Source organism: Streptomyces sp. EDA2-14 (assembly GCF_054963755.1).
Window position 1 is genome coordinate 115,419 of sequence record NZ_JBUEGE010000005.1, and the last position, 11,923, is coordinate 127,341.

Genomic DNA, 11,923 nt, shown 5'->3' on the forward strand with positions numbered 1-11,923 from the left:
CGTAGAGGTCAGGACTTCACCGTCATGACCGCACACCACCGACGCATCCCGCGGAGATGAGCACCCCATGTCGAAGATTCTTTTCGTAGTGACCGGCTCCGACCACTGGACGCTGGCCGACGGCACCCGTCACCCCACCGGCTTCTGGGCGGAGGAGGCCATCGCCCCGTACGACGCGTTCAAGGCGGCGGGGTACGAGATCGTCGTGGCGACGCCGGGCGGCGTCGTCCCCACAGTCGACGCGGGCAGCCTCGCCCCCGAGTTCAACGACGGCCAGGAGAACGCCGACCGGATGGCCGCGGCCGTGGCCGAGAACACGGAGCTGCACTCCCCCGTCAAGCTGGAGGAGGTGGATCTGGACGACTACGCGGCCGTCTTCTACCCCGGCGGCCACGGCCCGATGGAGGACCTCGCCGTGGACGCCACATCGGGCGCCCTGCTCACCCGGGCCCTGGAGTCCGGGAAGCCGCTCGGCGTCGTGTGCCACGCCCCCGCCGCGCTGCTGGCCGCCACGAAGCCCGACGGAAGCAATGTGTTCGCCGGTTACGACGTCGCCGCGTTCACCAACGTCGAGGAGACCCAGGCCGGGCTCGCCGACAAGGCGCGCTGGCTGCTCCAGGACCGGCTCACCGAGGCCGGGGTGAACGTGCAGGAGGGCGAGGCGTGGGCGCCGCACGTCGTCGCCGACCGCAATCTCGTGACCGGCCAGAACCCGGCGTCCGCCGGCCCGCTCGCGGCCACATTGCTGGAAAAGCTGGCCTGACCACCGATTTCCTCCACGGATGACACAGTGGGACGCAAGCGTTCCGTTCGTCTCGTGGAGGTACCCACCGCATGCGCCTGCTGCTCATACGCCACGGCCAGACCCCGTCCAACCTCAAGCGGCTCCTGGACTCCGGGGTGCCGGGGCCCGGCCTGACACCGCTGGGCCTGGAGCAGGCGGCGGCGCTCCCGCGGACGCTGGCGGACGAGCGGATCGACTCCCTGTACGCCTCGACCCTCGTCCGTACGCAGCTCACCGCCGAGCCACTGGCCCGCGCGACCGGTCTCGACGTCGAGATCCGGGACGGGATCCGGGAGATCGCGGCAGGCGATCTGGAGATGCGCGGCGACGAGGAGGCGGCCCTGGCCTATCTCTCCACGGCCTTCGCCTGGTCCGCCGGTGACACGGCACGCCGGATGCCCGGCGGCGAGACCGGCGCGGAGACGCTCGGCCGGTTCGACGCCGTGGTCGCCGAGGCGGCCGGGACGGGCGCGGACACCGTGGCCATGGTCAGCCACGGCGCCGTGATCCGGACGTGGACGGCCGCGCGGGCGGGCAACGTCGACGTCGACTTCGTCGCGGCCCGCCCGCTGCCCAACACCGGCGTCGTCGCCCTCTCCGGCTCGCCGGAGCAGGGCTGGGAGCTCCAGCTGTGGGAGGGGCGACCGCTCGACCTGTGAGCCCCGCGGGGCCCGGCTCCGTCAGGACCCGAGCACGGCCGGGTCGGGACCCACGCGTTCGCCCGTCTCCAGGCCGGTGAGCGCGGCGAGGTCGTCGGCGTCCAGCTCGAAGTCGAAGACCGCGATGTTCTCGCGGATCCGGGCCGGGGTCACCGACTTCGGGATGACGACGTTGCCGAGCTGGAGGTGCCAGCGCAGCACGATCTGCGCGGGGCTGCGGTCGTGCTTGCGGGCGAGCGCGGTGACCGTCTCGTCGTCGAGGACGCCGTTGCCGCGGCCCAGCGGGGACCAGGCCTCGGTGGCGATGCCGTGCTTCGCGTCGTATGTGCGCAGCGCCTCCTGCTGGAGGCGCGGGTGCAGCTCGATCTGGTTGAGCGCCGGGACCGTGGAGGTCTCGGCGGCGAGCCGGTCCAGGTGCTCGGGCAGGAAGTTGGAGACGCCGATGGCGCGGGCCCGGCCACTGGCGAGGATCTCCTCGAACGTCTTCCACGTCTCGACGTACTTGTCCAGCGACGGCACCGGCCAGTGGATCAGGTACAGGTCGACGTAGTCCATGCCGAGCCGGTCGAGGGAGGCGTCGAACGCGCGCAGCGTGGTGTCCCGGCCCTGCTCGGTGTTCCACAGCTTCGTGGTGACGAAGACGTCCTCGCGGGCCAGGCCGGAGTCGGCGACGGCCTGCCCGGTGCCCTTCTCGTTCTTGTAGAGGGCGGCCGTGTCAATGCTGCGGTAACCGGCCTCCAGGGCGCTCGTGACCGCGGCGTGCGCCTCGTCGTCGGGGACCTGGAAGACGCCGAAGCCAAGCTGCGGCATGGTGACGCCGTTGTTGAGGGTGACCTCGGGAATGGTGCTCATGACGCGTGTGTCCTTACCTGGTGCCTCAAGTCCTGTGTCTCGCAGGACGCGCGTACGTCACGGGAGGCGTACGCCCGCCTCTTACAACGTACGTCCCTTCTACGTGGGTGGTTCACGTACGCATCAGCCGGCGCCCGTCCCGCGGCCACGGCTGCCGGGGCGGGCCCCGCCGCTAGCCTCGGGTCGTGACCGCATTGCGAGACACCCCGCACCGACGGCGGTCGGCCCTGGCGCTGGTCCTGCTGGCCCCGCTGGTGGGCGAGTTCCTGCTGGGCAACACGCCGATCAGCGACGCGGGCTCGTTCTTCCTCTACCTCCCGCTGTACGGGTGCGGGGCCCTGCTCGTCCGCGAGATCGCGCGGCGGACGGGCAGTGGCTGGCCGACGATGCTGCTGCTCGGGGCGGCGTACGGGCTGTTCGAGGAGGGGCCGGTCGACCAGATGCTCTGGAACCCCGACTACGGCGGCGTCCCGTTCGGCCTCGTCTACGAGGGGACGACGGTGCCCCTGCTCGGGACCAGCGTCGCCCTGCTCCAGGACGTCGTGTCGATGCACATGGTCTGGAGCATCTGCGTGCCGATCGCGCTGGTCGAGGCGTTCAGCCGCGAGCCGCAGCGCCCCTGGACGGGGCGGCTCGCGCTGAGTGCCACCGTGGCGGTGTTCGTGCTGGGTTCGCTGGGTCTCGCGGCCCTGCAGTACGCGTACAACGACGAGTTCATGGCCTCGGCGCGACAGTGGGCCGTGGCGGTCGTGCTGATGGTCGCCCTGGTCGTCGCGGCCTTCCGCGTCGACCGGTTCCCCAAGCCCGCGCTCCGGCCCGATGCGCCCGGCCCGTGGTGGACGGGCTGCGCCGCCTTCGCGCTCACCAGCGCCTACTGGGCCGGTCAGTCGCTGCTGCGGGACCGTGTGTCGGACTGGCTCGTGGTCGCCTTCTGGGTGCTGCTGGCCGCGGTGGCCGTCCACCTCGGCGCCCGCTGGTCGCGGAGCCCCTCCTGGGGCCCCGGCCACCGGATCGCACTGGCTGTCGGCGCGCTGCTGACGTACGTCTGGGTGGGTTTCACGCACGCGTCGGACATGGGCGTCACGATGAGCGTGGCCCTGACGGGCAATGTCGTCTTCGGGGCGGGCGCGCTGATCCTGGCGGCGGCCGCGGCCCGCTCGGTCCGTCGACGCGGGGCCGAGGCGGACGCCGCCTGACGCGGACGTCCGAGGGACCGCCCGGCAAACATCTGGTGCATCTTGGCGCCGACATGCCGATGCGGCGCGCCCGGTGGGAACAACTCGGGGAGGGCATCCTGTCCTTCGAGTCGATCACGCTGACGCGCGACGCACTCGTGGACCACCGGAAGCGATGCCGACATCGAGCAGGCCAGAGCGGCCGTCATACGGGAGCTGACCTCGTGACCCGACCCTCACCGGACCACATCGACCAGCCCCGGCCGAGCCGCAGACGGCTGCTGTCGGGCGCGGCGTTCGTCCTGGGCTTCACCTCCCTGCCCATGCCGAGCACGCCCGCCTTCGCCGCCACCGAAGACGGCGGCAGCGGGGGCAGCGTCGGCGGCTTCGACACCGCGCCCGCCGTCGCGGCGCTGCGCAGGCTGCTCCCCCGCCACCACGATCAGGTCACCTTCCGCCCCGCGAGCGGCAGGGGTGCGGCCGACCGGTTCCGCGTCTCCGGCGGGCGCGGTCACATCGTCGTCGAGGCGTCGAGCCCGGCCACCCTTCTCGCGGGCCTGCACCACTACCTGCGCGACGTCGCCCACGCCTGCGTGACCTGGAACGGCGAGCAGCTGAACCTGCCGGGCCGACTCCCCTCCCCCACGGGCGAGTTGTCGGCCTCGGCGAACGTGTCCCACCGGTTCGCCCTCAACGACACCAACGACGGCTACACCGGCCCCTACCGGGGCTGGGACGCCTGGCAGCGGGAGCTGGACGTGCTGGCGCTGCACGGCTTCAACGAGGTGCTGGTGACGACCGGCGTGGAGGCCGCGTACCTCGACACGTTCCGCCGCTTCGGGTACTCCGAGGCCGAGCTGCTGGCATGGATCCCGGCCCCGGCGCACCAGCCGTGGTGGCTGCTGCAGAACATGTCCGGGTTCGGTGGCCCGGTCAGCCGGCGCCTGGTGGAGCGGCGCGCCGACCTCGGCCGCAAAATCGCCGACCGGGTGCGGGAGTTGGGCATGACACCGGTGCTGCCGGGCTGGTTCGGCACCGTGCCCGACGGGTTCGCCGAGCGGGTCGACGGGGCGGAGGTGGTCCCGCAGGGCACCTGGAGCGGGTTCGACCGGCCGGACTGGCTCGACCCGCGCACGGGGCCGTTCGCCGAGGTGGGCGCCGAGTTCTACGCGCGGCTCGACGAACGGCTCGGCGGCACCTCGATGTACAAGATGGATCTCCTGCACGAGGGCGGCAGACCCGGCGACGTACCGGTCGGCGAGGCCGCGCGCGCCGTCGAGAAGACGCTGCGCACGGCCCACCCCGAGGCCGTGTGGGTCATCCTGGGCTGGCAGACGAATCCACGCCGGGAGATCCTCGACGCGGTCGACCGCTCCCGGATGCTCGTCGTCGACGGGCTGTCCGACCGGTACGCCGAGGTGACCGACCGGGAGAGCGACTGGGCCGACACCCCGTACGCGTACGGCAGCATCTGGAACTTCGGCGGGCACACCGCACTCGGCGCCAACACCCCGGACTGGGTGGAGAGTTACCCGCGCTGGCGGGACAAGGACGGCAGCGGGCTGTCTGGGATCGCGGCGATGCCGGAGGGCGCCGACAACAATCCGGCGGCGCTCGCACTCCTCGGCGACCTGGCGTGGACGGCGGGCGACATCGACCTGGACGAGTGGTTCGGGCGGTGGGCGGCGGCCCGGTACGGCGGCGCCGACCGGCACGCGGCCGCGGCCTGGCGGGTGCTGCGCGAGACGGCGTACGGGATGCGCCGCACCGACTCCTGGAGCGAGGCGCCCGACGGTCTCTTCGGGGCCAGACCCGGCCTCGGCGCGCGGTCCGCCGCCTCGTGGAGCCCGAAGGCGGAGCGGTACGACACGGCCGCGTTCGACGGGGCCCTCACCCACCTCCTGCACGTGGACGCGCGACTGCGGGACAGCTCCGCGTACCGGTACGACCTCCTCGACGTCGCCCGGCAGGTCCTCGCCAACCGCAGCCGGGTGCTGCTGCCGCAGATCAGGGCGGCCTACGAGGTGCGGGACAAGGCCCTGTTCGGGCAGTTGACGCGGACGTGGCTCGACTGGATGAAGCTCCTCGACGACGCGCTGGCCACCTCCGAGCAGCACCTGCTGGGCCGATGGCTCGCCGAGGCCCGCTCCCGGGGCGCCGACCGGGCGGAGGCGGACCGGTTCGAGTACGACGCGCGGTCGATTCTCACCACGTGGGGCGACCGGGCGGGCAGCGAGGCGGGGCTGCGCGACTACGCCAACCGGGAGTGGGCGGGACTGGTCTCGGGCCTCTATCTGCCGCGCTGGCTCCGGTACTTCACCGAGCTGTCGGCGGCGCTCGCCGAGGACCGGGAGCCCGCCGACATCGACTGGTTCGCGGTGGACGACGCGTGGGCGCACGGGCACGAGGCGTATCCGACGCGCCCCTCGGGATCGACCGAGCGGCTCGCCCGCCGCATCCACGACACCCTCGCGGGCGCCGCACACCAGGCGACGCTGAACGTCTCGGCCGCACACACCGGGCCGGTCACCGTCGATGTCACGTTCACCAACCGCAACGGTCTCGCGGCGGCGCGCGACGTCCGGCTCTCGCTCGACCTGCCCGCCGGGCTGACCGCCCGGGCGGACGGCCCGGTGGACGCGGCGGAGGTGGCTCCCGGCAAGGCGTTCACGGGCCGGTTCACGGTGTCCGGGACGGGTGGGCCGGGCTCCCCCGACGCCCGCGTACGCGCCGACGCCACGTACCGGATGGGCGCCGCGCGCGGCGCCGCGGTCGACACGGTGCGGCTCCAGGAGACCTGACCGACGGAGAGGTCAGAGGAACACCGACACGGTCAGGATGATCGGCAGCGAGATGAGCGAGGCCAGGGTCATCGGGACGGTGTGGGTCTTGATCGTGCCCCGCGTGGAGAAGCCGAGCAGCGACTGGAACATCCAGAAGAAGTTGCTGGACACGTGGGGCACGAAGAGGGCGCCCGAGCCCGCCGCGAGGGCCACCAGGACCAGAGGTGTGTCCAGGTGGCCGGCGATCGGGGCCAGGATGCCCGCGGCGGTGATGCCCGCCACGGACATGGAGCCGAGCGCGACGTGCAGCACCGCGGCCATGATCCAGACGAGCAGCAGCGGCGGCAGGATGCCGGAGGAGAACAGGTCGCCGAGCGTCCTGCCCATGCCGGAGCGCTCGATAATGGCTCCGAGCGAGCCGCTGATGCCGCTCAGCACCAGGATGGATCCGCACTGCGAAAGCGCCTTCCCGATGACATCGCCGATCTCGTCCCTGGACCGGACCCGCCGCGCCAACACGTAGGCCACGGTGGTGCCGAGGAGCAGGGCCACCACCGGGTCGGTGAGGAAGCCGACCGCCGCCGCATCCACGGACAGCCCGTCGGCGAAGGCGCCGCCCGCGATGAGGACGAGGACCAGCAGGACCGGGGCGACCGCGAGGGCGAGGGGCAGTGGGCGGGGCTTGCGTACCGGGGACGTCGTGATCGCGGCCGGAGCGTCGGTGACCGTGCCAACGGCCGCTTCTGAGAGTGGTGTTGGGGCCGAGCGCGGCGTGGGGTCGGCGGTTCGGGCGGCGGGGATGGCGGCGGGTGCGTCGAAGTCGTCGCTCGTCTCTGCGCCCTCCACCGTCTCGATCTCGTCGCTCGCGGGGTCCCACTTCATCCAGCGCAGGACGATCGAGAAGACGAGCATGGTCAGCAGCGCCGTCGGCAGCGCGACGACGAGGCCGAGCAGGAACATCTGCCCCAGCGGGACGTCCAGGATGCCGGCGACGGCGACGGCCGCGACGCCTGGCGCCACGAACACCAGGCCCACCTCGATGCCCGCGGTGAGCGCGCCGCCCATCAGGGCGCGGCCCCGCTCGCCGAGCTTCGGGGCGAGGCGGCGCGCGAGGGGCGCGGAGAGGACCAGCAGTACGTCCGAGTAGATCGCCGTGAACACCGAGCTCAGCGTCACCGCGAACACGTAGGGAATGCCGCGCCGGCCGAACGCCCTGAGCGTTCGCTCGACGAGTCGCCGCATGGTGTCCGCCGCGGTGAGCAGCGCGCCGAGCATGACACCGAGGGACACCAGGATGCCTATCTCCCCGAGGACATCGGCGAATCCGTCCGCGACCGCGTCCGGTGTGCCCTTGGCGCCGACGGAGGTCGTCAGCCCGAGGAAGAGGGTGCCGAAGAGCAGCGCGAGCACCGGCGGGACCTTCAGCCAGGTGATCGCGACGACAATGCCGCCGATGGCGACCGCCGTGCTCAGGAACAACAGGGCTTCGTGGGACACGGCAGGCTCCGCTCTCGTTCTCGCTCCGTTGCGAACTGCCGTACATCGTGACGACGGTCACTCCTCGCGTCCAAGACCCATTTGCAGCCCGACCGATAACGTCGGCCTATCGGAACACCGCCGCCACAGAAGCAGAAGCAGAAGCGGAAGCAGAACAGGAAGACCATGGACGTACGACAGCTGCGGCACTTCCTGGCCGTGGTGGACCACGGCAGCGTGCACCGGGCCGCGGAGCACCTCTTCGTGGCGCAGCCGTCGGTGACACAGACCATCCGCCGACTGGAGACCGCGCTCGGCACCAGCCTGTTTCTGCGGCAGGGCCGCGGTCTCGTGCTCAGCCCCTCGGGTGCGGCCCTGGTGGCTCCCGCCCGCGAGGTGGTGCGTTCGCTGGAGGTGGCCCGGGAGACGGTGCTCGCGGTGGACGGGCTGCGGGGCGGACAGTTGCGGATCGCGGCCATGCCCTCGCAGGTCGTCAGCCCGCTGACCGGGCTCGTCGCCGCGTACGCGGAGGCGTATCCGCAGGTGCAGGTGGCGGTGGTGGCCGCCGCCCGGCCGGACGACGTGCGCGACGCGCTGGCCCGGGGTGTCGCGGAGGTGGGTGTTCTCGCCGCGTCCGGGGCGCACGAGGCGTACGCGGATCTGGACCGGGTGCCCATCGAGACGCAGTCGTTCGTGCTCGTGGCGCGGGACGACGCCGAGCTTCCGGCGGGCGAACACCCTTTGTCGCTGGAGGAGTTGCCCGCGCTGCGGCTCGTCGCGGGTCAGCCGGGGACCGGGATGCGGCGGGTCGCCGACGCGATCGTGGCCGCGACCGACTCCCGTATCGCGGTCGAGATCGAGCACCGCGAGGGGCTGCTACCCCTGGTCATGGCCGGTGTGGGGGTGGCGGTCGTCGCCGACTCCTGGCGGCCGCTCGCCGACACGGTGGGGCTGCGTGTGCGCCGGCTGGCCATCGAGGACACGCTCGACGTGGGGCTCGTGTGGCGCAGGCACCGGCTGAGTCCGGCGGCCGCGGCGTTCATCGACGTGATCGAGAAGTCGCGCAGTGCGGAGCGGGAGGCTTCCCCGGACAACCGATAGGCGCGTGTTATCGAAGGGGCTGCAAACGTGTCTTGGACAGCCCCGGACACCTCGGCATTCCATGGTCACCATGACGACCACTCGCCACCGCATCGCTCTCATCCCTGGTGACGGCATCGGCACCGAGGTGCTGCCGCCCGCCTGCGCCGTCCTCGACGCCGTCGGCAAGCGCCACGGACTCTCCTTCTCCTACGACTCGTTCGACTGGTCCTGCGAGCGCTACCTCGCCGAGGGCGCGATGATGCCGGAGGACGGCCTGGACCGGATCCGGCACCACGACGCGGTGCTGCTCGGCGCGGTCGGCTGGCCGGGCGTGCCGGACCACGTCTCCCTGTGGGGGCTGCTCATTCCGATCCGCCGCCAGTTCCGGCAGTACGTGAACCTGCGGCCCATCAAGGTGCTCGACGGCGTGCCCAGCCCGGTGGCGAAGGCCGGCGCGGACGTGGACTTCGTCGTCGTGCGGGAGAACGTCGAGGGCGAGTACTCGGAGATCGGCGGGCGCCTCAACCGCGGCTTCCCCAACGAAATGGCCGTCCAGGAAGCCGTGTTCACCCGCCCCGGCGTCGAGCGCATCCTGGACTACGCCTTCACGGCGGCACAGCGACGCGACGGGCGCCTCGTCTCGGCGACGAAGTCCAACGGCATCGTGCACACCATGCCGTTCTGGGACGAGCTGGTGCGGGAGGCCGGGGAGCGCTTCCCCGACGTGGAGTGGCGGCAGGAGCACATCGACGCGCTCGTCGCGAAGGTCGTCCTCGACCCGGCCCGGTACGACGTGATCGTCGGCTCCAACCTCTTCGGTGACATCCTCTCCGACCTCGCTGCCGCCGTCGCGGGCAGCATCGGCATCGCGCCCGCCGCCAACCTCAACCCGGAGCGCGAGTACCCGTCGATGTTCGAGCCCGTGCACGGCTCGGCCCCCGACATCGCGGGGCAGGGTGTCGCCAACCCGCTCGGCGCGATCTGGTGCGCGTCGATGATGCTCGACCACCTCGGCCACCCCGAGGCCGCGACCGAGGTCTTCGACGCGTTCGCCTCCGTCCTCGCCACGACGGACGCCCGCACACCGGACCTGGGCGGAACGGCGACCACGAAGGAGTTCACGCAACTCGTCCTCGCAGCCGCGACGGACCGCTGACGCCCCCTGCGCCACGATGTCGCACATGCCGCAGCCCGAGCGCCCCGCGACACCCGCCGCCCCCGCCGTCCCCGCCTCGCTCGCCGAGGTCCGGGACCGTATCGACGCCCTGGACTCGGAGCTCGTCGAACTCCTGGCCCGTCGCGAGGCGTTGGTGCGTGCGGCGGCCGGTTTCAAGAAGGACGAGGACGCGGTGCGCGCGCCCGATCGCGCTCAGCGCGTCATCGAGGCGGCGCGTGCCAGCGCGGAGGCGGCCGGGCTGAGCCCGCAGGTCGCGGAGGCCGTGTGGCGGGCCATGGTGGCGGCCTTCGTCGACCTGGAGCTGACCGAGCATCAGCAGGAGCGGGCCGGGAGCTGACAGCCCCCGGGGCCCTCCAGTGGAGAGTCAGCGGAGGTCGGCTGCCGCCGTGCGCAGTTCTTCGAGGGCGGCCAGGGTGAGGGTCGCCAGTTCGCCGGGGTTCTCGTCGCGGGACGGGTCGACCCACTGGTCGAAGCCGAGCTTGAAGGCGAGGACGCCTAGTTCGGCGGCCACCCGCGCCGTGGGCTCCGGGACGCCGCGGCCGCGCAGCGCCTCGACCATGGCGGCGGCCATGCCGATGCTCTTCAGCGCGTTGCGCTCCTGCAGTTCCTGGTTCGCCTCGACGGCCGCCTGCAGCAGCGGGCTCAGCTCGCGGTTGAACGAGGTCATCTCGCCGGACGCGCGCTCCAGACCGGCCGCGACCGCCGCCACCGGCGTCGCGTCGTCGGGCGCTCCGGCGATGCCCTCGACGAGCAGCCGGCTGAGGGTCTTCTGGCCCGCCGTGAGGATCTCCCGCTTGTCGGCGAAGTGCCGGTGGAACGTGCTCCGGGTGAGCCCCGCGCGTTCGGCGATCTGGGCGACCGTCGTGTCGTCGTAGCCCTGCTCGGCGAACAGGCGCAGCGCCTCCACGACCAGGCGTTGCCGGGCGTCCGGCTTCCATCTCGGCATACGACCATCCTAAGTGATGCGACACATGTCGCATCACCGGGTGTACCTTGGTCAGTGATGCGACATGTGTCGCATCACTTCCCTTCACCCCTTGGAGTCCGCCATGCGCGTCTTCATCACCGGCGGCACGGGCCTGATCGGCTCGTCCGTCGTCGCCGAACTGATCGCCGCGGGTCACTCGGTCACCGCCCTCGCCCGTTCCGACGCCTCCGCCAAGAAGGCCGCGGCGGCCGGCGCGGACGTGGTCCGCGGCGGTCTCACCGACCTCGACGTGCTGCGCACCGGCGCCGAGCAGGCGGACGGCGTCGTCCACCTCGCCTTCAGCAACGACTTCAGCTCCCCCGAGGCGCTCGCGCGCGGAGTGGCCGAGGAAGGTGACGCGCTCGCGGCGCTCGGCGACGCCCTCGTCGGAACGGACCGGCCTCTGGTCACGGTGTCCGGCACGCCGCACACGGAGGGGCGGGCCTCGACCGAGGAGGACCCGCTGCCCACAGAAGGCCCCGTCGGCGGTCGCAGCGTGTCGGTGCAGCGCGCCCTCGACCTGGCCTCGCGCGGCGTGCGCAGCTCGGCGATCCGGCTGCCGCGCACCGTGCACAACGAGGGCCAGGGCGGTTTCGCCGGGCTCCTCACCGACATCGCCCGCCGCACCGGTGTCGCGGGCTACCCCGGAGACGGCACGCAGCGCTGGCCCGCCGTGCACGCGCTCGACGCGGCCGTCCTGTTCCGGCTCGCGCTGGAGAAGGCCCCCGCCGGGACCGCGTGGCACGCCGTCGCCGACGAGGGCGATGCCGTACGGGACATCACCGCGGTCATCGGTCGGCGGCTCGGCGTTCCGTCCGAGTCCGTGCCGGAGGAGAACTTCGGGCCCCTCGGCCCGATCTTCGCGACCGACCAGCCGGCCAGTAGCGCGCACACCCGCGCCGCGCTCGGCTGGCAGCCCACCCGTCCGGGCCTGCTCGAGGACCTGGAGAAGATCGAGCCGTGAGCC

The 11,923-nt window shown here is 72.3% G+C and carries 11 protein-coding genes; 8 read left to right on the plus strand and 3 right to left on the minus strand.

Annotated features, from left to right (window positions below):
* Window positions 1–67: 67 nt before the first annotated feature.
* Window positions 68–763: a type 1 glutamine amidotransferase domain-containing protein gene (locus ACY34M_RS16060; protein WP_462717098.1), complete on the plus strand. Its 696-nt coding sequence runs from the start codon at window positions 68–70 to the stop codon at window positions 761–763.
* A gap of 71 nt (window positions 764–834) precedes the next feature.
* Window positions 835–1,443, plus strand: coding sequence for a histidine phosphatase family protein (locus tag ACY34M_RS16065; RefSeq protein ID WP_462717097.1), 609 nt, complete (start codon window positions 835–837; stop codon window positions 1,441–1,443).
* Window positions 1,444–1,464: 21 nt separating this feature from the next.
* On the opposite strand, the gene ACY34M_RS16070 is transcribed toward ACY34M_RS16065, so the two are convergent.
* Window positions 1,465–2,295 carry an aldo/keto reductase gene (locus tag ACY34M_RS16070; protein ID WP_462717096.1) on the minus strand — a complete coding sequence of 277 codons (831 nt, stop codon included), beginning with the start codon at window positions 2,293–2,295 and terminating at the stop codon, window positions 1,465–1,467.
* Between the two features lie 185 nt (window positions 2,296–2,480).
* On the opposite strand from ACY34M_RS16070, the gene ACY34M_RS16075 reads away from it, so the two are divergent.
* Window positions 2,481–3,491 (plus strand): hypothetical protein, encoded by a 1,011-nt coding sequence (locus tag ACY34M_RS16075; protein ID WP_462717095.1) that lies wholly within the window; start codon window positions 2,481–2,483, stop codon window positions 3,489–3,491.
* A 302-nt stretch (window positions 3,492–3,793) separates the two neighbouring features.
* The gene (locus tag ACY34M_RS16080) at window positions 3,794–6,271 is read left to right on the plus strand and encodes an alpha-N-acetylglucosaminidase (RefSeq protein ID WP_462717208.1); all 2,478 of its coding nucleotides are present in this window, start codon (window positions 3,794–3,796) and stop codon (window positions 6,269–6,271) included.
* A gap of 12 nt (window positions 6,272–6,283) precedes the next feature.
* Here the strand turns inward: ACY34M_RS16080 and ACY34M_RS16085 are convergent, their stop codons facing one another.
* Window positions 6,284–7,750: a GntP family permease gene (locus tag ACY34M_RS16085; protein ID WP_462717094.1), complete on the minus strand. Its 1,467-nt coding sequence runs from the start codon at window positions 7,748–7,750 to the stop codon at window positions 6,284–6,286.
* Window positions 7,751–7,915: 165 nt separating this feature from the next.
* On the opposite strand from ACY34M_RS16085, the gene ACY34M_RS16090 reads away from it, so the two are divergent.
* The 3 genes from ACY34M_RS16090 (at window position 7,916) to ACY34M_RS16100 (ending at window position 10,326) form a co-directional block, all read left to right on the plus strand.
* The gene (locus tag ACY34M_RS16090; protein ID WP_462717093.1) at window positions 7,916–8,830 is read left to right on the plus strand and encodes a LysR family transcriptional regulator; all 915 of its coding nucleotides are present in this window, start codon (window positions 7,916–7,918) and stop codon (window positions 8,828–8,830) included.
* Window positions 8,831–8,900: 70 nt separating this feature from the next.
* Window positions 8,901–9,968, plus strand: a complete 1,068-nt coding sequence (locus ACY34M_RS16095) for a tartrate dehydrogenase (protein ID WP_462717092.1) — start codon at window positions 8,901–8,903, stop codon at window positions 9,966–9,968.
* Window positions 9,969–9,993: 25 nt separating this feature from the next.
* Complete coding sequence (locus tag ACY34M_RS16100) at window positions 9,994–10,326, plus strand: chorismate mutase (RefSeq protein WP_462717091.1); 333 nt, start codon at window positions 9,994–9,996, stop codon at window positions 10,324–10,326.
* Window positions 10,327–10,353: 27 nt separating this feature from the next.
* Here the strand turns inward: ACY34M_RS16100 and ACY34M_RS16105 are convergent, their stop codons facing one another.
* The gene (locus ACY34M_RS16105) at window positions 10,354–10,935 is read right to left on the minus strand and encodes a TetR/AcrR family transcriptional regulator (protein ID WP_462717090.1); all 582 of its coding nucleotides are present in this window, start codon (window positions 10,933–10,935) and stop codon (window positions 10,354–10,356) included.
* Window positions 10,936–11,038: 103 nt separating this feature from the next.
* Between ACY34M_RS16105 and ACY34M_RS16110 the strand changes: the two genes are divergently transcribed.
* Window positions 11,039–11,920 carry an SDR family oxidoreductase gene (locus ACY34M_RS16110; protein ID WP_462717089.1) on the plus strand — a complete coding sequence of 294 codons (882 nt, stop codon included), beginning with the start codon at window positions 11,039–11,041 and terminating at the stop codon, window positions 11,918–11,920.
* The last annotated feature ends 3 nt before the right edge of the window (window positions 11,921–11,923 follow it).

What these genes read in the sequence shown, in the direction of transcription:
- ACY34M_RS16070 (WP_462717096.1), bottom strand. Translation starts at nt 2,295, where the DNA reads ATGAGCACCATTCCCGAGGTCACCCTCAACAACGGCGTCACCATGCCG.
- ACY34M_RS16080 (WP_462717208.1), top strand. Translation starts at nt 3,794, where the DNA reads ATGCCGAGCACGCCCGCCTTCGCCGCCACCGAAGACGGCGGCAGCGGG.
- ACY34M_RS16090 (WP_462717093.1), top strand. Translation starts at nt 7,916, where the DNA reads ATGGACGTACGACAGCTGCGGCACTTCCTGGCCGTGGTGGACCACGGC.
- ACY34M_RS16100 (WP_462717091.1), top strand. Translation starts at nt 9,994, where the DNA reads ATGCCGCAGCCCGAGCGCCCCGCGACACCCGCCGCCCCCGCCGTCCCC.
- ACY34M_RS16110 (WP_462717089.1), top strand. Translation starts at nt 11,039, where the DNA reads ATGCGCGTCTTCATCACCGGCGGCACGGGCCTGATCGGCTCGTCCGTC.
- ACY34M_RS16095 (WP_462717092.1), top strand. Translation starts at nt 8,901, where the DNA reads ATGACGACCACTCGCCACCGCATCGCTCTCATCCCTGGTGACGGCATC.
- ACY34M_RS16060 (WP_462717098.1), top strand. Translation starts at nt 68, where the DNA reads ATGTCGAAGATTCTTTTCGTAGTGACCGGCTCCGACCACTGGACGCTG.
- ACY34M_RS16065 (WP_462717097.1), top strand. Translation starts at nt 835, where the DNA reads ATGCGCCTGCTGCTCATACGCCACGGCCAGACCCCGTCCAACCTCAAG.
- ACY34M_RS16105 (WP_462717090.1), bottom strand. Translation starts at nt 10,935, where the DNA reads ATGCCGAGATGGAAGCCGGACGCCCGGCAACGCCTGGTCGTGGAGGCG.